Annotated in this window: 23 protein-coding genes and 1 tRNA gene; 9 read left to right on the forward strand and 15 right to left on the reverse strand. The window is 38.5% G+C overall.

Annotated features, from left to right (window positions below):
• Positions 1 to 3: 3 nt before the first annotated feature.
• The 3 genes from EHQ47_RS07630 to EHQ47_RS07640 all read right to left on the reverse strand — a co-directional run bounded on the left by EHQ47_RS07630 (position 4) and on the right by EHQ47_RS07640 (position 3,406).
• Positions 4 to 720 carry a hypothetical protein gene (locus tag EHQ47_RS07630; protein WP_244290255.1) on the reverse strand — a complete coding sequence of 239 codons (717 nt, stop codon included), beginning with the start codon at positions 718 to 720 and terminating at the stop codon, positions 4 to 6.
• Complete coding sequence (locus tag EHQ47_RS07635) at positions 684 to 1,466, reverse strand: hypothetical protein (RefSeq protein ID WP_135776914.1); 783 nt, start codon at positions 1,464 to 1,466, stop codon at positions 684 to 686. The genes EHQ47_RS07630 and EHQ47_RS07635 overlap by 37 nt, the downstream gene beginning before the upstream one ends.
• Positions 1,467 to 1,729: 263 nt before the next feature.
• A complete protein-coding gene (locus tag EHQ47_RS07640) occupies positions 1,730 to 3,406 on the reverse strand; it encodes an acyl-CoA dehydrogenase family protein (RefSeq protein WP_135748861.1) in 1,677 nt (558 codons plus the stop codon).
• Positions 3,407 to 3,538: 132 nt separating this feature from the next.
• Between EHQ47_RS07640 and EHQ47_RS07645 the strand changes: the two genes are divergently transcribed.
• Positions 3,539 to 4,015, forward strand: coding sequence for a crossover junction endodeoxyribonuclease RuvC (locus EHQ47_RS07645; protein WP_135695481.1), 477 nt, complete (start codon positions 3,539 to 3,541; stop codon positions 4,013 to 4,015).
• Here the strand turns inward: EHQ47_RS07645 and EHQ47_RS07650 are convergent.
• Entirely contained in the window at positions 4,007 to 4,756 is a 750-nt protein-coding gene (locus EHQ47_RS07650) for an SDR family oxidoreductase (protein ID WP_135748860.1), read from the reverse strand. The two genes, EHQ47_RS07645 and EHQ47_RS07650, sit on opposite strands and share 9 nt — an antisense overlap.
• Before the next feature lie 139 nt (positions 4,757 to 4,895).
• On the opposite strand from EHQ47_RS07650, the gene EHQ47_RS07655 reads away from it, so the two are divergent.
• Positions 4,896 to 5,486 carry a TetR/AcrR family transcriptional regulator gene (locus tag EHQ47_RS07655; protein WP_135776915.1) on the forward strand — a complete coding sequence of 197 codons (591 nt, stop codon included), beginning with the start codon at positions 4,896 to 4,898 and terminating at the stop codon, positions 5,484 to 5,486.
• Positions 5,487 to 5,548: 62 nt separating this feature from the next.
• Here the strand turns inward: EHQ47_RS07655 and EHQ47_RS07660 are convergent, their stop codons facing one another.
• The 4 genes from EHQ47_RS07660 to EHQ47_RS07675 all read right to left on the reverse strand — a co-directional run bounded on the left by EHQ47_RS07660 (position 5,549) and on the right by EHQ47_RS07675 (position 8,456).
• Positions 5,549 to 6,079: a DUF1697 domain-containing protein gene (locus EHQ47_RS07660; RefSeq protein WP_135776916.1), complete on the reverse strand. Its 531-nt coding sequence runs from the start codon at positions 6,077 to 6,079 to the stop codon at positions 5,549 to 5,551.
• 40 nt (positions 6,080 to 6,119) lie between these two features.
• Positions 6,120 to 6,425, reverse strand: a complete 306-nt coding sequence (locus EHQ47_RS07665; protein WP_135776917.1) for a HigA family addiction module antitoxin — start codon at positions 6,423 to 6,425, stop codon at positions 6,120 to 6,122.
• A 30-nt stretch (positions 6,426 to 6,455) separates the two neighbouring features.
• A complete protein-coding gene (locus EHQ47_RS07670) occupies positions 6,456 to 7,313 on the reverse strand; it encodes a restriction endonuclease (protein ID WP_135776918.1) in 858 nt (285 codons plus the stop codon).
• A 138-nt stretch (positions 7,314 to 7,451) separates the two neighbouring features.
• Positions 7,452 to 8,456, reverse strand: a complete 1,005-nt coding sequence (locus EHQ47_RS07675; protein WP_244290256.1) for an arylesterase — start codon at positions 8,454 to 8,456, stop codon at positions 7,452 to 7,454.
• A 134-nt stretch (positions 8,457 to 8,590) separates the two neighbouring features.
• Here EHQ47_RS07675 and EHQ47_RS07680 point away from each other — a divergent pair, with 134 nt between their 5' ends.
• Positions 8,591 to 8,881, forward strand: coding sequence for an LIMLP_16025 family protein (locus EHQ47_RS07680; RefSeq protein ID WP_004785337.1), 291 nt, complete (start codon positions 8,591 to 8,593; stop codon positions 8,879 to 8,881).
• 94 nt (positions 8,882 to 8,975) lie between these two features.
• Here the strand turns inward: EHQ47_RS07680 and EHQ47_RS07685 are convergent.
• Together EHQ47_RS07685 and sixA are read right to left on the reverse strand one after the other, a co-directional pair.
• A tRNA-Pro gene (locus tag EHQ47_RS07685) sits at positions 8,976 to 9,047 on the reverse strand.
• A gap of 63 nt (positions 9,048 to 9,110) precedes the next feature.
• On the reverse strand, positions 9,111 to 9,599 hold the full coding sequence (gene sixA, locus EHQ47_RS07690; RefSeq protein WP_135776920.1) for a phosphohistidine phosphatase SixA: 489 nt from the start codon (positions 9,597 to 9,599) through the stop codon (positions 9,111 to 9,113).
• 72 nt (positions 9,600 to 9,671) lie between these two features.
• Between sixA and EHQ47_RS07695 the strand changes: the two genes are divergently transcribed.
• Genes EHQ47_RS07695 through EHQ47_RS07710 form a run of 4 tightly spaced genes read left to right on the forward strand, consistent with a single transcriptional unit; the run spans position 9,672 to position 12,227 of the window.
• On the forward strand, positions 9,672 to 10,190 hold the full coding sequence (locus EHQ47_RS07695) for an RNA pyrophosphohydrolase (protein WP_135748854.1): 519 nt from the start codon (positions 9,672 to 9,674) through the stop codon (positions 10,188 to 10,190).
• Between the two features lie 21 nt (positions 10,191 to 10,211).
• A complete protein-coding gene (locus EHQ47_RS07700) occupies positions 10,212 to 10,499 on the forward strand; it encodes an acylphosphatase (protein ID WP_135572996.1) in 288 nt (95 codons plus the stop codon).
• 1 nt (position 10,500) lies between these two features.
• Positions 10,501 to 11,517: an aldo/keto reductase gene (locus EHQ47_RS07705; RefSeq protein WP_135748853.1), complete on the forward strand. Its 1,017-nt coding sequence runs from the start codon at positions 10,501 to 10,503 to the stop codon at positions 11,515 to 11,517.
• Between the two features lie 14 nt (positions 11,518 to 11,531).
• The gene (locus tag EHQ47_RS07710; RefSeq protein WP_135748852.1) at positions 11,532 to 12,227 is read left to right on the forward strand and encodes a hypothetical protein; all 696 of its coding nucleotides are present in this window, start codon (positions 11,532 to 11,534) and stop codon (positions 12,225 to 12,227) included.
• A gap of 77 nt (positions 12,228 to 12,304) precedes the next feature.
• On the opposite strand, the gene EHQ47_RS07715 is transcribed toward EHQ47_RS07710, so the two are convergent.
• The 5 genes from EHQ47_RS07715 to EHQ47_RS07735 are packed head-to-tail and all read right to left on the reverse strand — an operon-like array spanning position 12,305 to position 16,601.
• On the reverse strand, positions 12,305 to 13,018 hold the full coding sequence (locus EHQ47_RS07715; protein WP_135748851.1) for a histidine phosphatase family protein: 714 nt from the start codon (positions 13,016 to 13,018) through the stop codon (positions 12,305 to 12,307).
• Complete coding sequence (locus tag EHQ47_RS07720) at positions 13,019 to 13,450, reverse strand: hypothetical protein (protein ID WP_135748850.1); 432 nt, start codon at positions 13,448 to 13,450, stop codon at positions 13,019 to 13,021.
• A complete protein-coding gene (locus EHQ47_RS07725; protein WP_135776921.1) occupies positions 13,440 to 14,471 on the reverse strand; it encodes a phosphotransferase family protein in 1,032 nt (343 codons plus the stop codon). Before EHQ47_RS07725 ends, EHQ47_RS07720 begins: the two co-directional genes overlap by 11 nt.
• A 5-nt stretch (positions 14,472 to 14,476) precedes the next feature.
• Positions 14,477 to 15,652 carry an acyl-CoA dehydrogenase family protein gene (locus EHQ47_RS07730; RefSeq protein WP_135748848.1) on the reverse strand — a complete coding sequence of 392 codons (1,176 nt, stop codon included), beginning with the start codon at positions 15,650 to 15,652 and terminating at the stop codon, positions 14,477 to 14,479.
• Positions 15,653 to 15,698: 46 nt separating this feature from the next.
• The gene (locus EHQ47_RS07735; protein WP_135748847.1) at positions 15,699 to 16,601 is read right to left on the reverse strand and encodes a LysM peptidoglycan-binding domain-containing M23 family metallopeptidase; all 903 of its coding nucleotides are present in this window, start codon (positions 16,599 to 16,601) and stop codon (positions 15,699 to 15,701) included.
• A gap of 78 nt (positions 16,602 to 16,679) precedes the next feature.
• On the opposite strand from EHQ47_RS07735, the gene EHQ47_RS07740 reads away from it, so the two are divergent.
• Together EHQ47_RS07740 and EHQ47_RS07745 are read left to right on the forward strand one after the other, a co-directional pair.
• Positions 16,680 to 17,579 carry a CPBP family intramembrane glutamic endopeptidase gene (locus EHQ47_RS07740; RefSeq protein ID WP_100739595.1) on the forward strand — a complete coding sequence of 300 codons (900 nt, stop codon included), beginning with the start codon at positions 16,680 to 16,682 and terminating at the stop codon, positions 17,577 to 17,579.
• Positions 17,576 to 18,337 carry a hypothetical protein gene (locus EHQ47_RS07745; protein WP_135748846.1) on the forward strand — a complete coding sequence of 254 codons (762 nt, stop codon included), beginning with the start codon at positions 17,576 to 17,578 and terminating at the stop codon, positions 18,335 to 18,337. The genes EHQ47_RS07740 and EHQ47_RS07745 overlap by 4 nt, the downstream gene beginning before the upstream one ends.
• Positions 18,338 to 18,352 lie beyond the last annotated feature (15 nt).

Genomic DNA, 18,352 nt, shown 5'->3' on the forward strand with positions numbered 1-18,352 from the left:
ATGTCAAAATCTAGTTCTGAATCCATAACTGACATAATTGGATCCACAATTGGGATCAGGGGGACAATACAAACCAAAAATTCCTGATCTGTGATGAACTCTGATAAAAACTTCCGTTTTTCGTTCAAATGGCAAATAAGAACTAAATTCCACCATCATATAATTTAGCAAAGCTCTGGATTCGATGGCATCTTTTTGCAAACCATCCAAATAGTATCCTTTGGCTTTATTCTCTAATTTTGGATTTTCAGAAGCAAGAGACAATCCTTCGCCTAACGATAAACTGAATGGTGAACCATACATTCGATCGATTTTGACAATGTAAAATCCATTCACTTCCCAATGATTCATTTCTCCGAAATGTTTGGTGACATTTCCTTCCCATAAAAAATCAAACCAACGAATACGGTAATCGAATGGTCGCGAAATTCCTAAACTTCCTATATATGATTCTTTGTAGTCGGTTTTTTGCCGAAATACTATGGGGATGAGATCTGTTGTTGTAAAGATCCCTCCGTATAAAACCAAATTCCAATTTTCTTTTGGTAAAGAAACGGAATGAAGGTCCCGCAAAGGAAAGAGTGCAGTTAAAAAAATACAAGAAAGGAAAATAACGAGTTTATTAAAAAACATCCGATTGAATTTTATTTTTTGAATATGAATCAAATGAAAAATTACCTTCGTTACGGTTGGAACCAATCCGTATTTCTTTTTTCCCATTCCTTCAATTGTGAATGGATATTGTCGTAATTTTGAAGGAATAACCTTCTTAAAAAAGTTTCATATTCTTTGCAGTTTTCTGTTTGAGATTGTTCCAGTGATTCTCTCAGTTTACTTGGTTTTTCTTGTATGCAAAATTTTTGTAATTTCGATGGGTAACGGTTCGAATTAAAAGCAGGTCCGACAATACTGGATCCAGTACCAATATAAAATGGCATCGGTGCCCATATCGTTTCATGAGTGGATAAAAAAGAAATTCTATGCAAATTCGTTTCACCGGATGTCCAAACTAGCTCTGCTTCTGTTTCCATTGTGCCATAGTACAACATCGTCAATGCAAGTAAACTCAGTCCGACGCTATAAAAAGGTCTTTGGCTTTCTTTTCGAATGACAACCGTAAGATTATCAATATTAGACAATTCAAATCCACGGTCCCACCTTGGGAGTTCATTTGGATTGATAGGTTTTTCTTGTTTTGGTTTTGGTGCAAATTTTGGATCGGGTTCTGCCATTGGAACCGTAGACAAATCTGCAATATTCACAGTTTCATCTAACAAAATGGCAGGTGGAACAGGAAAAATCTCATTAAAAACTTTGGCAAGAATGGGATCTGTGGTTGTCCAACGAATAGAAATCATTTTGTTTTTGGAAAGTTTTGCCTCCGAACTCAGCTCAGGCATAGGAGTTTTGCAGGAGAGGTTCAAAACAATAAAAACAAGGAAATAAAAAAATATTCGTAGGATCATATTAGGTTAAATTTCAAAATTTGATTTTGCAATATTCTAAATTCTTATCTGCCGAATTAAATAAACATAAATAAAAATGACAAGCAACAAAGAAAAGATGACTATATTTCAAGTTAGACTTCCAAAATGAAAATGAATAGGAGATTATCCTGTTATATTAAGTTCTTTCAAGATATAAAAAAAGCCCGAGAAATCGGGCTTTTTCCTTTTCTCTGTGCCGATAGGATTTTCATCCTATCGACTCAAAAAAACTTAATTTCTAACTAAGAAGCGAGTGCTTGGTCAAGTAGGTCTTTCGCAACAACGCGAAGTGCCATTACTTCTTCCGCACCTTCAAAGATAGAGAATACACGAGCATCCACAAAGTATCGTGATACTGGATATTCTTCCGCATAACCCATACCACCATGAATTTGCATTGCTTCACGAGTCACCCACTCAGCAATTTTGGATGCATACAACTTAACAAGTGTTGCTTCCATTTGGCCTTTGTGGTTATCAAGTAAAGTTGCTACATAGTTTGTGTATTGGCGAGTTGCCTGCACAATCATAGCCATCTTCGCGATTTTGAACTTAGTTAAAGTGTAATCGTAAATTGGTTTTGCGAATACTTTACGTTCTTGGGAATAACGAAGTGCTGCTTCGAGAGCCGCTTGCATCACACCATTGGCACGAGCTGCTGTTTGGATACGTCCACCAGCAAATCCTTCCATTTGGAAGTAGAATCCTTTTCCGCGTCCAGCATCACCACCAAGAAGGTTTTCTTTCGGAACAAAGTAATCTTCGAAAGATACTTCGTAAGAGTGCATTCCTCGGTAACCGATGGTTCCGATTGCTTTTCCTTGGATGGTTCCGCCACCGTCTTGTTTGTAACTGAATTCATGTCCTTCAAAGGATGGTTTTTCAGCTAAAATGATAGAAAGACCTCTGTGTTTGAGACTTGGATCAGATTCTGTACGGCAAAGGATAAGAAGGAGATTCGCATAACCTGCGAATGTGCACCAAGTTTTTACACCATTGATCACAAATCCGCCATCTACTTCTTTTGCTGTAACAGAAACTCCAGCTACGTCAGAACCGTAGTTAGGTTCTGTTACCATAATCCCTGCGAATTTTTCACCAGATGCAAGAAGTGGTAACCATTTGTTTTTTTGTTCTTCCGTTCCCCCTTTTAGGAGGGCCTTGGACATAATTTCTGGTCTAGTGATAAGAGATCCAGCAGCTCCGAGGGAACCACGAGAAAGTTCTTCAGTCACAACTAACATAGAAATGTTGTCTGGACGATCATCTGGTTGGATTCCACCAAATTGTTCTGGAATACAAAGACCGAAACAACCCATGTCTTTTAGTCCATTGATGATTTCTTGTGGGATCAGATCGTCATGTCTGTGGACATGTTCTGCATGAGGGACAACCACGTTTTCAGCGAAATCTTTGAAAATTCCGCGGAAGTTTTCATGATCTTCTGAAAGACCATAAGCACCGAAGTGTCCAAGATCAACGATCTTGTCTACAATCGCTTCGTAGTTTTCCATTTTGGATGCTGCTTCTACGTAAGTATTGATTTCATCAGAAAAAAGTTTGGAGAATAGTTCTTGGTATGTGAGTTCATACTCTGCAGGGCGAGCTGCGAGTTCCGAACGAATGTTGGAAACAGTTTCAGCCGCAAAAGTAAGGGCCATTTTCTGTTCCATCTCGCCAGTTCCCTTGGAAGCATCCCAAGCATAAACGATAAAGTTCTCAGCAACACGTTGTTGAGCGGTCATCCAAGCCAATTGGTAAAACACATGTTGTGTTTTGTCCATTTTGCTTACGGATACTTTGCCGTTGTCGGAATTTTTCAGAGCGAGTCGTTTGGTTACATCATTGAGGAGGGCGGCTTGAGCACTAAGAGCCTTCTCCGCCTGGGATTTTTCGAGTTTCACTGCCGTTGCGGTCATGTGTTTAACGTTCCTGCGGTGGTTTTCTTCCACTATACGGAAAGAAAGTACCTTGTCATTTTCATTTTTAGACTAGGTTTTGGGTCGGTGCGGGCCAAACTGGGCAAAAGTTGCGGTTAAGGAAAGAAATTATTGAAAATCATCGGCATTGACCCTGGATCCCACCGTGTGGGGTATGCAATTCTTTCCTTTCCTGAAGGATTGCGTCGTAACCCCGAACTGTTAACTTACGGAACCATTGAAGTGGCTCCGAAAACCCCTTCTCCTACCAACCTCCTCCAAATCCGCAAGGAACTGATGGATATCCTCACCGAATTCCAACCGGAGGCGGCCGCGGTCGAAGAACTCTTCTTTGTTCAGAACACAACGACCGGAATGAAGGTCTCCGAATCTCGCGGGGTCATCTTACTTTCCCTCGGCGAAAAACAAATTCCTGTGGTATCACTGACAGCAACGCAAATCAAAAAAGGAATCTCCGCCAAAGGGAATGCCACCAAAAAAGAAGTCCGGGCAGCCATCCAAATGATTTTAGGATTTAAAGATCTGAAAGGCCACGACGACTCTTGGGACGCCATCGCTTGTGCCTTTGTGGGTCGATCTTTAGTTTGATCCACTCCTTGCATTGTTCATAGACAAAAAGATTTCATTCTTTTGTTCCCGACTCGCATTTGCTGAAACAGTCGAAAATCCAGTGGTGATTTCTAAATCTCCATTTCTTAATCCACTGATCACACCGTCCGCATATTCATCCAAGTTGAGTCCCGCCGTATGCGTGTTAGGAATCCCTAAATCCGTATCGACCATGGGAGGAGAAACTTCAATCACTTCAATCGGTTGGTTGCGAAATTGAAACCTTAAGGTCAAAGTAAAGGAATGTAATGCCGCTTTCGTTGCACTATACACCGGTGCATAAGCCAAAGGGATATGCGATAGTCCGGATGTTGTATTTAAAATCGCCGCATTTTTCTTTGCAAACAGGTGTTTAGCGAATAACATCGAAAGATGAATGGGAGCTCCCAAATTTAAATCAATTTCTTTTCCCAAATCTGCCCAAGGTTCTAGTTCATTTAATTTAGGATAACGTTGGATTCCTGCATTATTGAATAACACATTGAGTTCCGGAAAATCCTTTGTTGTTTCTTGGAATAATTTTTCTCTCTCTTCAGGCTTTGAAATATCACGAAGATAAGTCCCCCACCCAGGATAAGTTTTCCGAATCTCTTCCATTTTCTTTGCGCTGGTTCCGCAAACTAAAATTTGGTTTCCGAGACTGGAGAGTCGTTTTGCCAGAGCAAGTCCGATCCCACTTGTTCCTCCGGTGATGAGGATTGTATTTCCATTCAATTGCATAAATTTTTACCTTTTCCTTAGTTACATTTACAATATTCTGTAAGTTACAAAAAGTCAAGTCCGTAAGTTTTGAAACTAACATTTTTTTCATTTTGTAATTTGAGATTGACCCCCTGGATTTCGATCCGATCCTTTCCTTATGCCAAGAACCGGTCTCACAGCCTCGGAAATCCAAGACAAAGCGGTGGAAATTGCCATAGGCGAAATGCGGGCCAAAGGTTTTGAAAAGGTTCGTCTGGTGGATGTAGCCAAAGAAATGGGGATTAGCCATGCGGCCCTCTACTCTCATTTTCAAGACAAAACAGCTCTTTTTGATGCTGTTTCCGAACGTTGGCTTGTGAAGTTAGATGAAAAACAGGATTTGCTGGTAAAAGAAAAACGAGACCCCATCCAAAAGATCCTCACTTGGTTTCTAAATCTCCACCGAATGAAATTGGAAAAGGTAAATCTTGATCCTGAGTTGTATAAGGCTTTTGATATGGCAGCAGAAGAGTCCAAACCCTTTATCCAAACTCATTTGACCAATATGCGAATCCAAATGGCTAGTTTGGTCACAGAAGCCATAAACCAAAAGAAGATCAAAAAAAGAGATGTGAATTTGGTGGCAGAAATTCTGATTTCGGCAGGAACTGCTTTCACTCACCCAAAACTTGTGGCCCAACACTGTCATGAGAACAGAGAGTCGTTGTTAGTGGAAACGATTGAAGCGGTATTGAAGGGACTAGGTTGAGATGGTGATCAATGTAGAAACGAAACTGTCCACTGATCACTAAAAAGAAAATAAGTTTTTTTTTACTCTTTTTCTCCTGCTAAAAACCTAGCCGTGTTCACATTGCGTATTGTCATTGTCTGATACAATTTATGACTGATTAATTTGGCAAGTTGGCTTTTGTTTACATTTTCTCTTTTGATATTCCAAATGATCGCACCTTTAATATAACGAATATCGAGATAGTCCATTTTAAGTGGAAGTTCCTCGATGATTTTTTTGGAATCTGCTTCTGGAAACAAGTAAGCAATATCCGTCCTTTGCGTGTCATCGTTTTGCCATTCCTCTGGGATCGCTTTGGCAATTTTTTTCATTTCTTTTTCTGTCTTCACAAGAGTGGGGATTTCGAAATCAAAAGTTTTTTCAAAAGCCTTTATAATTTTTGCGAGAACCGTTTTTTGATCATCTTCTGATTCAAAAATGATATTCCCTGAGTTGATATAAGTAGAAACTTTCGTATAACCAAAGGATTCAAAAAGTGTTCGAAGTTTTTTCATTTCGACCTTTCTGTTTCCTCCTACATTGATTCCTCTGAGTAGTGCGATGTATTTCATGGTGGTGTTAGGTGTCGTCCGACTATGTAATTACAAAGAATTAAGATGCTATTGCTAAATCTTTGTAATTGTGAATGCCGTTAAATTCTTTTTGCTTTTTCAACATTTCTTCTTCCAGATCATAATCATTTTGTAAACCAAGCCAGAATTGAGGAGTAGTTCCGAAGAATTTTGATAAACGTATTGCCGTATCAGCGGAAACTGATCTTTTATAGATTAGAATTTGACTGATTCTAGTTTGGGAAATACCAGTTTCCTTTGCAAGTCGATAGGCAGTAATTTTTAATGGAGTAAGAAACTCTTCCGATAGTATTTGTCCAGGATGTATGTTTGCTAAACGTTTCATATTTTTACCGTTATCCGTATTCTCAAACAATTAAAGATCATTAAACCAATCTCTATTAATTTCAACTTTTTCCACAATTTCGATTTCTAAACCTAACTGAAGTTCTTTTAATTTATCTATTAATGCATCTCCATCGATCAAATCAATAGGTGGAGCCCCGTCTCGTGTTGCTTCCTTAATAGCTTCTCTTGTAAACGAACTTGTTGTTACGAACAAACCTTTATCAGCTCGACCCTGTAAGGCACCTCTAAAATCTCGAATTTCAGATGCAGAAACAGAATTATTGCGGTATCTTTTGCATTGGAATAATACATTAAAACTTATAAATCCAGCTATTCTAAAAATTCCTTTTCCATCAATTCCACCATCACCACTCTTGCCTGTTACTTCAACTTGATGAAATCCGGATTCTCTGAGAATTCTTTTAAACAATCGCTCAAATGCATCAGGTTTGATTGCAAACAGTATTTCTTTTAAACCATTTCTCCAATTCCTGAATTCTTCTGGTGCATCGAGATCGTTAGTTTCGAAATCCTCAATTTCTTCTTTTTCTTTTCTTTCTACTTTAGTTAAAGACCTTACATGGGAAACGATATCTTTGGGATTTAATCGATTAGCATTCTTACTTTCACTAGTAAGCGACCAAACACCTCTTGATGAATTTTCCAACATACCCGCACGTTTGAGGTAAGTTCTTGTCCATGCCAAACGATACTCAACCTCGCTACGAGACCCTTTCTCACCATGAGGAATTTCTAGTACATCATTAGAAAGTTCCATTATCGCAAATACTCTTTCGTTTATTTCTTCTATGGTTCCCGATCCTCCTAATTCTTTTAACGCAGAAATTAAAGGATTCATCATTTCGTCATAAGTTGGAATTTTCATTTTATTATTAAATTATTATTTAGAGCGGTAAGATTTAACATCGTCTTAATATTATACATTAAACTTTAGTTCTGTACTTTATCCTAATACGACAGCCTAACCAACACCATCTTATTTAAAATGTATCTAAATACTTTCCTATGGCCTTGGGCAAACCAAAAGGAAATCTTCAAACACTTGCGAAATCAAAAGTTTGTTTTTGAAAACAAGTCCCGTACTTCCGGCTGAAATTTCTGCACCTTCATTGGCATACACTTCAGTGACTTCTTTGTTCTCTGGATTGATTTTAAAAACACGAGTGGGTGCTAGATTCGTTCGATTCATCACATGACGAATGAATTTATAGGTTGAATCATGGGCCGCAAGCCATAACATTCCATTTTCATCTTCTAAAATATTATCGGGGCCCGCACCTATGGCGATGGATTCCAAATACTTTAAATTGATCTTTCCACCACTTCGTTCCACTTGATACACACGAATGGCTTTTTCAGAAAATACAGATCTGTATAAGAGTTCTTCATTTCCTTTTTTACGAATATATATTCCATTACCAAGCATAACAGGGACATTTAAGGCCTGGAAAGTTTTTCCATCATAATAAGATACATCTGCTCTTCCGCTGCGAACGATCATGTCCCAGTACTTACGAAAGGCATTACTAGTTCCATTGTCATTGGAAACAAAAATCTCTCCGGCTTCGTTCATAAAAATATCATTAGGACTTGTGAGAGTGGGATCACTCAAAGTTTTTGTATAGGTCCATTTGCCTGACTTAGAACGTTCAAAAATTTCAAGGGTATGTGGATTCTCATCCACTAGGGTATGGGAAATCACAGCTAGGGTATCAACACCGTTTACTTTCGCATAACTGATACCATGTGGACGAAAATTTTCAGGATAATTGGTTTCAATTTTTTTTGCTTCTAATTTTCCATTCGGGTTAGCGAAAGAAACTTCAAACAAAGCTCCGATATCTTTTAGTCCATTGCGGCGTTCATGGGAAGAAACAATGACTGTAGATGTATCACGGATGAGATCCAAATCTTCCGGGCCAGGAGTTCCTGGAATTCGTTCGCAGCCAGCAATGGGTTTTTCTTGGATGGGGCTACTGCAATTCGCAAACAAGAAAACAAGGGTCAAAATGGTGAAGAGATTCCTTAGGGTTTTTACGCGCATCCGACCATTTTAGCCCAGGAATTCAGAATCCTCCAGAAAATTCTTTCTGGACATTATTGTGCACTGCAAAATAATGGAGAGAGAAGGAGTAACATCCGATGAGCAATGTGGAAAACAAGCTGCAAGATATCGTAAATGCTGGGATTGGCGCCGTAAAAACTTCCAAAGAAGTCTGGGAGAAACTGGTCGTTGACCTAAACGAGAAAAAAAGCAAATTTGAAACAAACTTTCAAAAGTTGAAAGAACAAGGCGAAAGTGATACGAGTGACAATGCCCTAAAAGTAAAAATGGGTGTGGCTTGGGGAATCGTTCGTTTTGATGAAATCAAAGACAACGTAGTAAAATATTTAGATAAAGTGAAAGAAGGAAACCAAAACAAACCTTCTTAAGATTTAGTTTTTTTTGTATCTCACCATCCTGAATTTTCTTCCGGCAGGTTTGTTCGCAGGCCTGCTGGGTTTTTTAAATCAGAACTTTTGAACTTCGGAGTGACCGGATTTGAACCGGCGACCCCTTGCCCCCCAGACAAGTGCGCTACCGCTGCGCTACACCCCGTGTTCTGGAATCCAAAAACCCTACGATCAACGCTCGGTCAAGTCTTACTGATAATTTAGGAAATCAAAGACCCAGATTGTCTGGAGAAATCGCCCAAATAATTTGACCATGTGCAAATCTCTCCCGAGCCACATTGATCGCAATGGTAGAACCAGGTTGGAAAATTAAATTTTCTGCTGCACCGGAATTTCCTAAAAGTTTTGCAGCAAAATACGTGATGTCTGGATTATGACCGACTAACAGAACTGTGTCGGAATTTGTAAAATTGACTAAACAAGAGATAATATCGCTACAACCTTTACCAGCTAATAGGTCATCGGAAGCCACCATTTCGCAACCATACTTTAATTCTTCAGAAAGAATCTCAGCAGTGTGTTTGGTCCTTGTATAAGGACTATAATACACTTGTTTGACGGCTAAGGATGAGTTTTTGATAAACCTTCCGATTTTATGAATATCACTGACACCTTTGTCTGTTAGATCCCGCTGTGAATCGGAAATGGCTGGAGTTGCGTTTTCAGCCTCACCGTGACGAACCAAAATGATCTTCATAGTACTTCCTAAGTCCAAGATTGGAACCACGGACTGGCGGAGAAACAAAAAATTAAGGAATTTCTTGCGAAAATGGCTGATAGAGCCATTCTAAGAAATATGACAGACAAACCCTACCGCAAAAATGTAGGCATGGTGGTTTTTAATTCTTTAGGCAAAGTAATTGTAGGGGAACGCGTACAATTCCCTGGTTCTTGGCAGTTTCCTCAAGGCGGAATCGATGAAGATGAGGATTATTTAGATGCCGCTAAACGAGAATTATATGAAGAATTGGGAGTCAAAAAAGCAATCTATGTAACGGAATATCCTGATTGGATTCCTTACGACTTTCCAAATTCTTTGGGTCTCAATTCTCATTTACAAAAATTTCGTGGGCAATTACAAAGATGGATTTTATTTTATTGGAATGGAACTATTGATGAATGTGATTTGGTCCACCATGAACAAGAATTTTTAACAGTCCAATTTATGGAAATTGATGATACAATCCAATCGGTTGTCGAGTTCAAACGAGCCGTCTATGAGAAGTTTGTTCCTCTTTTTAAATCTGCCATTCAAAATTACATTGCAGAGAATTCAAAATCCAAGTAAGTTCTAGAAAGGAGACTATCTTTGGGAAAATCAGAAGAAGCAAGAGCGCGAATTTTAATACGGGGAACTGTACAAGGGGTCGGATTTCGTTACTATGTCCTCCAAAAAGCCCAAGAAATGAGACTCAAAGGTTATACTCAAAACTTACCCAATGGGGAAGTGGAAGCTGTTGTAGAAGGTGATAAACTTTTTATTGAAGATTTGTACAGAGCCATGCAACGAGGACCTACAAAAGCAAAGGTAAAGGATCATGTCATTGAGTGGAGTGATCCAAAAAATCAATTCAGAACTTTTTTAATCAAAAAATAACATGAAAAAACGAAGACTTGGCAAAACAGGAATGGTGGTTTCCGAAATTTGTATGGGAACCATGACATTTGGCTCCTCGTGTAACGAAGATGAGGCGTTTCGAATTCTGGATCGTGCTTACGATGCCGGAATCGATTTTTATGATACAGCTGAAATTTATCCTGTTCCGCCGCAGAAATCTTGGGTGCATCGAACTGAAGAAATTTTTGGAAAGTGGCTCAAAACAAAACCTCGTGATGGTATCATCCTCGCAACAAAAGTGGCTGGCCCTGGTCACGGTTGGTTTAGTCCCCCACTCCGTGAAGGAAAAACGGCATTAGACAAATACCATATCCGTCGTGCGATCGAAGGCTCCTTACAAAGATTAGGTGTTGAGACCATAGATTTATACCAAACACATTGGCCAGACCATGATGTATCCTATGACGAAACTATGGAAGTTTTGACTGAACTAAAAGAAGAAGGAAAAATTCGTTATGCAGGTTGTTCCAACGAAACTTCTTTTGGGCTGATGAAAAGCCTTTGGACTTCCGACAAATACAATCTCATTCGTTATGATTCCATTCAAAATAACTTTTCCATATTAAACCGTCGTTTTGAAGATGAGCTAGCGCAAGTTTGCCGAAAAGAAGGAGTTTCTTTATTACCTTACTCTCCGCTTGCTGGTGGAGTCCTTACTGGAAAATATAACGGGTCTGTTCCTCCAGAAGGGGCACGATTTGTTCGTTATATGGCGGAGGGAGAGAGACAAAGAAGAATGTCGAATCGTTTCTTAAATGAAAACACTTTGGCATCCACTGCGGAACTGTTAAAAATTGCTGAAAAATATGGGATGAGTGCCACTGTCCTTTCTGTCGCTTGGAGTAAACAACATGACTATGTTGCCTCTACGATCATTGGAGCCAATACGGTAGCCCAACTGGAAGAGTCTTTAAAAGCAACCGATGTCATTTTATCTGATGAAATTCTATCGGAAATCAATCTTGTTTCAAAGAAGATCCAATACCCGATGGGTTAAGGAAAGTATAAACAATGAGTCCTAATTCTTACGATGGTCATATAGAAAAACGTTCCGATTTCGAGGGAGAATCAAATCCGTCAGAAAAAAAAATTTCCAAGTTTGAAAAGATCACCTCGGGAGTCTTTCGAAAGTTTTTAATTTTATTTTTGATTACCTATCTATTCCCTGAATGTTCTAGTTTTGGACCAAAAAATGCACAGAGTAGCCTTATCATTCTTCACATGACAATTGTTAAAGATGAAATGATTTTGGATGAATTGATTGATCCAAGATTTCAAAAGGTTACACTCAAAAAAGGGGATAAAACTTTTGAATACAATGAAAATTCAGAGCACTATTATTACTTCCAAAATTTAAAGGAAGGGCAATATGAAATTCATGATGCAGTCCATCTTTTGAATCGTGGTGCATCAGACTTTTCCTTTGGAAGTACAAAACAACCCACAAAAATTGATATCGATTTTGACCGAGCCGAAATCGAAAAATCAAGAGTGGACTTGCAACCAGGTACAGTTGTGTTTATGGGAAGTTTTCATGTTACCGTTGATTTTAAATTCCAAGAAGAACCTAAAATTACAGTTCGTTATAGCAAATCGAATGAAGAAGAATTAGCAGCGATGGAACATTTGTATAAAAATTTTCCAAGAACTGGTTGGGGACAAAAAGCTAAAAATAGAATGAAACTTCTATCATCATTTGCGCAGTAAAAATCAAATTGGTTTGTCCTCATTCCAAAGTGTTCAAACCAATTTACAGCGATTTACAATTCATTATTTTATAATTCTTAAACTAAAGTTACTAAATCTGGGTTTTGCAAGTGAGGGGTATTATTCCAACTCACGGGCTCCCAATGGCCGTTTTCTCGTCGAAAAACACTAAGAGAAGAATTGGTAATGGATTTCATAAATACTGGAAATTCAACTGGTTGCATCTTGCAGGATAAACCCATCATAATCGCTATGGGAGTGCTGGACGAAACAACTAACGTACTTTTTACGTCGGTTGGAATCTCTTTTGGACCAAAGGAAACTTTTTCAACATATTCTTTAAATGTATAGGGTTCCACAGGATCCCAAACTCCATGAACCCAATCGTTTAAAACAATTTGAATGAGTTCTTGGAAATAATCCCTTGTTTCCTCTTTGCCCTCTTCCCAAGCTTTTTTATAAGATTCATATAATTTGGCAAAGTTATCATTCGCATGACGAATCTTAGCTGCCAGTCCAAGCCACATTTTGGAATCAAATTCATCCCAGGCTGAGTTTTCCAGTGGTTCAGGAATACAAAACAAATCTTTTGAAAAACTTTCCATGATGCCTTGGGCTGTTTGTTTTTGTCGATTGAGGCTACCAGTGTATACAGAATCAAATTCGATCCTTTGGCTTTTAAAGTATTCACCTAATAATTTTGCTTGTTTCCAACCATGTTCAGTTAGTTGGTCATAGTTTTTTCCAAGGCGATCTGCTTGTCCATGACGGACTAAGTACAATAAAGACATTTATGTTTGGAACCTCGGGTTAGAGATGGCCAAATTTTCTTTGAGTTGATTTTTTGCAAAATTCCAAATTTTACCACCAGGTTTTAAATCGGAGTTTGTTTTATCTTTTGATAAGTTTCGAATTGTATTTGCAAATTCTTTGTTCCAATTAAGTAGCAGATTGTATTTTTCTTTTCGAGTTAAATTGGCAAATTCTTCGGATTTAAACTTAGTTTCTAAGTCAGAAATTTTTAAATTTAAATTTTGGATTCGATGAAAGTCGGATTCAAACTCAGAAGATTCTGTTTCTCTTGCAATCACACCCAACATATTCCAAGAAACCAATGTTTTATATGATAACAAATCATCTCCTTCCAATTTTGGAAGAAGTTCCTTCATTAAAAAATCCTGAATGGAGGAAATGAGTTCCTTTGTTTCTGGTCTATATTGCATTACTTACCTCTTCAATGAGTCGCATGGCTTCCCATTCCATTTCCGCGGTTCGCCGACCAATGGCCGCCAGTTCAATTCCTTTGTCTTTGCCCGAAATATGTCTTTCTGTTTGTTGTGCACTCCCGATGGCCCAACGAACATTCCCCATAATTTCCCAAAAAGTTACCTTAAAGGGATCCACTGGGATTCCCGAAGTGTTTTGGTAAGCCTGGTAAAAATCTTTGCGATCACCAAATCCACCCACTTCTTTATTAAGCCTTCCAAATCTCCAGTCGCGCATACACAACCAAGCAATGTCTTCGTGGCGATCCCCAAAGTGGGCGAATTCATAATCTAAAATTCCTTGGAGACCTTCGGAGTTCATCATAAAGTTTCCCGTACGAAAATCTCCATGAACAAGAACTATATCATCAATTGAAGGAGCATTTGATTCTAACCAAAACAAACAAAGTTCTATGGCAGGATGTGATTCAGGAAGTTCGTCTAACGATTGTCTTAGATCAGAAATAGCAATAGAAACATAGTTTTCTTTAGTGACAAATTTTAGTTTTTGTTTGAGTTCTTCATCAGAGACAGAACTTGGTTTTACTGTATGGAGTTTGGCTAAGTTTGCTGCCAGATCCGATACCATCTGAGATTTGCGATAGGAATCTAGTTCCTTATCTTTTGTGATGTAACGTCCGGTGGCTTTGCCTCCAATTTTTTCCATTAGAAAAAAAGGAGAACCTATCACATCGGAAGTTTCTTCCAAAAAAACTGGAGTCGGAGTTTTGACACCTGCTTTATAAACAAGTTCTGCCACTTTGAACTCATCTTTTTTCGACAAAGAAGAAAGTAAACTCGCTCCTTTGTCTGTACGCAAAACTAACGACTGTTTTCCGGATTTAGAAATCAAGTCCAATGCATAATTGTCTTGGCAAGCTCCTCCACTTAAATGTTGCATTTGGGAGACTTTAACATTGTCTTTCCAAACGGAAGATAAGTGAAGTTCAACTTTTTCTTGTAATTCCTTAATTTCCATACTTCTTAGAAGTCCCATTTTTCTGAAATGTAGTTTCGACCAATGACCATCTTATGAACTTCGGATGGTCCATCGGCAATCCTTGCGGCTCTGGCATCCCTATAAAACAATTCTAAAGGAAGGTCTCTTGAATATCCCTTGCCTCCACAGATTTGGATCCCCATATCGATGGTATTGCACAAAGACTCACTCACTTTCCATTTTGCCATAGAAGTTTCTTGGCGGGCATCTTTCCCTTTTTGTAACAACCAAGCCGCTTTCAAAGTCAAAAGGAAGGCCATTTCAATTTCAGTTGCTCGTTCGGCAAACATCCATTGGATTCCTTGGTGGTCTGCAATTCGTGAATTAAATACTTCTCGTTCTTTCGCATAACTTCGAGCAATTGCTAAGGAACGTCTTGCCATTCCTGTCCATCGCATACAATGCGTTAAGCGAGCAGGACCTAATCTTTCTTGAGAAAGTCGAAAACCTTCTCCAACTCGGCCAAGAATCATATCTTCTGGAACTTCTACGTTTTCAAAATTGAGTTCGCAGTGCCCACCTGGTCCATGAGAACCCATCAGTTCAATTTCTCGAACCATCGTGTATCCTTTTGCATCTGTTGGTACAAGGAACATGGTTGTTTTTCGGAAACTCCCATTTACTTTCGCCATCACAATTAGATATTTTGCCCCATTGGCCCCAGTACAATACCACTTACGACCGTTGATAATATATTTATCTCCATGCTTTTCCGCATTGGTCTGTAAGGTGGTTGGATCCGAACCTGCCCCGGGACCTGGTTCTGTCATTGCAAAACCAGTTCGCAAATCACCTTTGATGAGTGGGTGTAGGATTAACTCTTTTTGTTTTTCAGAGGCAGCAATCGAAAGTAAATGCATATTCCCTTCATCAGGTGCATCACAGTTAAATATGTAAGGAGCAATAGGTGAACGACCCAGTTCACTAAAAATAATACATGTTCCAACCAAATCTAAACCCAATCCACCTTCTGCTTTTGGAAGATGTGGAGTCCAAAAACCAGCAGCCTTTACTTTAGCACGCGCTTGTTGGTTGATATCTTCTGGCATTCGACCTTTTTCATAATCATAATGTTTTTCCAGAGGGATGATTTCATTTGTAATGAAGTCGCGAATATTTTTACGAAGTGTTTCCACTTCTTGGGGAATTTCAAAGTCCATTGATTCCCAGAATTACAAGAATCAATGAGTAACGTAAAATCTTTTTTTAATGAGATCGAAAAATAGGTCTTTCTCGTTTTGAATTTCTTCTAATTTCAAAATGCAAATGTGGACCGGTCGCTCTACCTGTTTGTCCAACTTCCCCAATTTTTTGGCCCTTTTTTACTTTCTGACCTACATTTATATTAAAATCAAAAAGATGTCCATAACGAGTTTCATATCCTAAACTATGTTTTAAGATGATTAAATTTCCATAACCACCTTGTTTACCTTTGAAAATTACTTCACCATCCATAGAGGCAAATACATCTGATCCTTGTTCGGCGGCCAGATCAATCCCACCATGAAAGGTATCTTTTTTAGTGAATGGATCAATTCGTTTACCAAAACCAGAAGAGATCCTAGCTTCGGTTAATGGAAATTGAAATCCAAATCCATAGAAAAAAGATTTTTCGGATTTTCCCATTGTGATTCCAGGTAAAAACCATTTTTCTCTTTCAGAATCATATTGTAATTTGTTGGAATCGAGATTATATTTTTCGGCTAACGCTAATTTGGTTTTTTCATCTCCTGTTGATTCTTCAGGGTGAAAGGTTCCCCGCATATTGGGAATTTCTAAAACCATCCCAGGTGATAAATCGTGCGGTGAACTGAGTTCATTCACAGAGGAAAGTGTTTCCAAGTCCATACCTGTTCGTGCCATAATTTTAAAAAAATTATCTTCCTTACGAACTTTGTATTCATAATATTTAAGAGGTATGAGTTCTTCTCTCCTAGCACCGGACTTGGAGATCCTTAAATTTTCTTTGATTTCAGAACGAAGATTTTTTAACGAAGGATTGGTATATTCCAAATTTGCCAGAGTGAGTGGGCTGGAAAAAAGAGACGAGAAGGCACTGAGAATGACCAGGAACAGAGCGCATTTCGGAAAATTGGCAGTTTTAGACATAATCTTCTAATTTGAATATCGACCATTTCCCAAAAAAACGGTGACGATTCTTGCCGAAATTGAGGAACTGTAAGGCAGATGCAGAATCGTTTTTTTGAGATCTTCCGGCTCACCGCTTATTCTTTGGGTCTCGTTTATGTATGTTCTTTCTTCTATTCCGTCATTTTTTTAGCCTTTGTGAACAATACGGTGCTTGGCGATCGGATTCCAGAAGACCAGATACTTCCCCTTTATGAAGAATATTGGGAAGGGAAAATGGATTTTTCCACTATGCTTTCTGAGTATGAAAAGATTGTGACTCCAATCAAAGATCAGTTTCAGAAAGAAATAACTGAGAATCCAAGTTTACTTTTGTCTCAGTTTTATGATAAGGTGTTTTCCGAAAAACCGCATTACCTATTAGGTCATTCGATACCGTGGTTTTTATGTTATGTGGGCTTAGGATATTTACTCTATAAAAAAGTCTTACAAATTCCTGTTACCAATTTACAGGATGAGTTATCAATACCCATATTACTTCGAGGGATTGCCAATGGATTTATTTGTTTTATCGTTGTCGTAATCTTTGGATTGATATTAGAAAGACTATCGGTTCCTGTTGAATCTGGAGTTTTTGCAAAAAAACTTTATGAAGCAATTCATGGAAACACTTACTTATTAGCCTGGGGAATTTATGTTGTCGGTATCATCACAGGAATTTTGGAAGAAATCTTTTTTAGAGGTTTTTTACTAAAGGCTTTTATCGATAAAAATCTTGCGCAAGAAGGTTTATTCATAGTTTCTTTGCTTTTTGGTTGGCTTCATTATGGAGAAGGAACTTCGGTCGCCATTCCGTTTATTATATGCGGAGTGGGTATGTTCTTTGGATACATTTACATTAAGACTGGAAATATTTGGATCGCGATGGCTTGTCATGCCACATACAATTCGTTAGGTTTAATAAATGCTTACCTTCAACTTCCCGGAGTGCAGTCATGAGTTTCATTTTTAAAGGATTCGTATCCTTTGTTTTCTATTTTTCATTTCTCTTATTATTGCCAACAAGCGGAATCGGTTCCCTATTCGCAGGAGAAACAGTTGAAATTTTAGGTGGCCCTGAAGATGTAAACCTTCGTTTGGTGGCGCTCTTAAACAAACTAGATCCGGATTTTTATGCAGATGAAAAAACACAAGGGTTTGTTTACAGATATAGAAACCGTTGGAAAAACCCGTATGATTTTAATATCTATGTAGGAAAAGTTGGAAAAACATCTCCTGATTCTATCATTCGTATTGAATCACCTAGACGTGGTCAGGAAAAAATGTGGAAAGAGATTTTAGAACAAGAATTGCTTCAAAAAGCTCCGCATGAATCAGCAGTTCCATTATCAGAGAAATACCATGTTGTCTCTCAAGGTTTAAACTTAATCTCCCCAATGGCTTCCGTTGGATACAATTCATGGAACTCTCCTCTCTTTTCAAATCGAGATACTTTTGTTAGTATGAGTATTTATTTATTATGCGATTTGATTTTGGCAGGTGGTGCTTATCTTTATGCACAAGAGAATTTACCCAAAAAAAATATTTGGGATAATATGGCCAATGTTAAAGGTGCTGGGAATGTTTGGGACTCGCCGAACGCAGTGGGAGTATTTGCGGCACTCGCCGTCTCAAGAGCGGTTCGAGCCTTTGATGCTTGGGAAGATACATCAGCTCATAATAAAACAGCACAATTTGGTTGGTCGTTTAAATTTTAATCGTTTTAAACTGAC

It is taken from the genome of Leptospira bourretii (assembly GCF_004770145.1).
In the GTDB taxonomy this organism is placed as follows: domain Bacteria; phylum Spirochaetota; class Leptospiria; order Leptospirales; family Leptospiraceae; genus Leptospira_A; species Leptospira_A bourretii.